General features: G+C 22.7%; 3 protein-coding genes. All 3 read right to left on the reverse strand.

All coding sequences use genetic code 11. The features are described from left to right. Positions 1-168: 168 nt before the first annotated feature. Entirely contained in the window at positions 169-486 is a 318-nt protein-coding gene (locus ACYQ44_RS10310) for a hypothetical protein (RefSeq protein WP_072864503.1), read from the reverse strand. Positions 487-498: 12 nt separating this feature from the next. Beyond that, the gene (locus tag ACYQ44_RS10315; RefSeq protein ID WP_459997187.1) at positions 499-744 is read right to left on the reverse strand and encodes a hypothetical protein; all 246 of its coding nucleotides are present in this window, start codon (positions 742-744) and stop codon (positions 499-501) included. A 103-nt stretch (positions 745-847) separates the two neighbouring features. Further along, the gene (locus ACYQ44_RS10320) at positions 848-1,138 is read right to left on the reverse strand and encodes a hypothetical protein (RefSeq protein ID WP_459997189.1); all 291 of its coding nucleotides are present in this window, start codon (positions 1,136-1,138) and stop codon (positions 848-850) included. Between the last annotated feature and the right edge of the window lie 558 nt (positions 1,139-1,696).

Raw genomic sequence — 1,696 nt, forward strand, 5'->3', positions numbered from 1 at the left:
ATACAAAACAAATAAAATAAAAACAAGTAAAAATCAAACAATTGAAAGGAGGTATAATTCTTAACCAAAATTTAATACTATTCAAAACATTGATGTATTAAACATTTTATTTTTTTGGTCCATTTTTCAATTGTAATCACATCCACTGTTCACTTGACAAATACATTTTTACTCAGCAGATGATATATCTTCCTGAAAATTTTTTTGAATATCTCTTTTTAATTTTATTTTATAATTTTCTATTTCATTCAATAAACTATTTATTTTTTCTATATCAATAATTTCACCTTTTTTTGCTTTTTTTATGTAAAATTCGATTTTCATATAATTATCTACTATATCTTTTATAATTTTATTTTCTGATAATGAAATTTCTTCACCGCCTGCAATACTGAAAATTGAAATTACCTGGAAAATTAATACAACAGATATTATTGATAATACAATAGCTAAATTTATTTTTATTATTTTATTTATTAAATTCATCTAATCACCCTTTCATTTAATAAAAGCCTGATCATAAACATGTAATGTTTTCGTTATAATAGTTACACCTATGGGATGTATTCCTAAATAAAATCTAAAAACAACTTCTCCAGAAGCCCATGCATAATCATAACCTATTCCACCATAATTTTTATTCATTGATACAATCTCCCATCCTGGTCTATATGTATAAGATTCCAAATTAACATTTATACTTGTAACTTTTTTATTATTATAAAAGTACTCTCCAATTAACACTACTTTTAATACAGTTTGGTTCCATCTGTTTTTATATTCCGAAGTATCAAAAAGATAATTAAAATGCGTACGATTAGTTATGCTTAATGTATTCGAAATCTTATTATCTAAAAAATTTTTTCTTACTATGTACTAATTTTAATGAATATATTTCATTAATAATTTTCTTTAATTCTGCAATATCTTTTACCCAAAAAACTTTTGTATTTTTTGGAATGCTATTCTCAGGAACAAAATTCAGAACTTTATTGCCAATTTGAATTTCTAATGTCTTATCGATCTTAGAACTGACATTATTTAAGCTTCTATTTTCTTCACTACCTATAATCGTAGCCGCATTTAAACTTGTTACAAATAATACTATCAATATAATAAAAACATACCCCTTTTTCATTACCATCCCTCCAATACTTTTTGATTAATAAAACTGGCGCCAGCAGAAAATATTAATTTATTCATTTATCATTTTATCAAAAAAAAAAAAAAGCAAATAAACTCGTGGTAAATTTTCCATGAATTTTATATTTATAAAATTCAATAAATTTACATAATTATTATATCATATGATACATTTTTAATGTTATTTTTTTATTTAATTTAAATGACAATAATTATCAATTTCTTTTATTTTTCCCTTTCTTTTTATTTTTCTCTACTTTTTTTATTTTTACACAGTTTATATTATACTACCATAATATATTCTCGTAAAAATATTTAAAAATAAGAATATTGAAGATATTCTTATTTGATGCGCCTTATCCTCCAGAGCATAGGCAAAAAATCAGAAAAACGTATATTTCTTGTAAGTTTTTATGGTTTTTCACACACCCATTTTTATAGAAAGAATTATAGAATTTACTATAAAAACCTATCAATAATCTCATCAATAATTTTTCTATTATCTTCTTCAAAAGAAAAATAACTAAGAGCAACACGTTTTTGACCAAGACCA

Source organism: Marinitoga arctica, from assembly GCF_054657315.1.